Genomic DNA, 914 nt, shown 5'->3' with positions numbered 1-914 from the left:
CCGCGGTCGTGAAAGGGGTAGCCCCTTGCCTTACACTCGTCGATAAGGATCTGCCTGAGGCGACTGTCGTAGGGATCCGCCATGGGGCAATGGATCGGATTGTGCGGGGCGAAGGTCTCGTGGAAAGTCATTTTCCGCTGTTTGGTAAAGTCGATGAATTGGTCGATGATGACAAGGTCGCCCCGGCGGATTTCTTCCCTGAGGGAGCCTACCGCCGTGCTTGCGACAATGTGGGTGCAACCCGCCGACTTGAGCGCGGCGATGTTGGCGCGGTAGTTTACCTGAGTGGGCGGGACGGTGTGCTCCCGTCCGTGACGCGCGAGCAGAACTACCTGTACGCCGTCTATTTTTCCGTGTTTCAACGGTGACGAAGGGTCGCCGTATTGGGTCGTAACTTTTTCATCGCGGGGGGCGGAAAGAATGTCAGGATTGTCCAAGCCGCTTCCGCCGATTATTCCAATGATTGCCATATCATCCTCCATATCTATTATTCAGGCTTTGAATTATTTTTAAAGCCCTTTCCACGGTGGGGCCCCACACGATTACGCCTTCATCGTGGCCAGCGAGAACTACGGCCCCTTCGTTGGTGCCCAATTCAGGCACGCACTTGGCGAGATCGAGGGCGATCTCCGGCGTTCCGTAAGCGGCGTTTTTCGCCGCCGCATGGTATCCGTCGGGAATCATGCCGTTGAAAACGGCGGCGGAATGAATGTGGATTACGCATTTTGCGCGGTGACAGGAATGGTACACTGCCCCGTGGGTCATGGCTTCGGACGACGCCTGAACCGGGCCCTCGGAAACAATTCGGTTCTGTAACAAGTCGAGGGATTTTACCAGACAGTATTCGGCGGGAGTCAGTTCCGGTATCGCGCCCGTCGCCGTTCCGCTGATAAGAAATTCCTTTCCCTTATACC

Annotated in this window: 2 protein-coding genes; both read right to left on the bottom strand. The window is 56.3% G+C overall.

Features of this window, described 5'->3' with window-relative positions:
* Positions 1-470: MTAP family purine nucleoside phosphorylase (locus tag ACYVTD_RS14210; protein ID WP_461248375.1), on the bottom strand; the 470-nt coding region annotated here is incomplete at its 3' end.
* Between the two features lies 1 nt (position 471).
* The coding region (locus tag ACYVTD_RS14205; protein ID WP_461248374.1) for a class II aldolase/adducin family protein at positions 472-914 on the bottom strand (443 nt) is incomplete at its 5' end.

The organism is Treponema sp. R6D11, from assembly GCF_054786075.1.
This window is presented reverse-complemented; position numbering and strand designations above follow the sequence as displayed.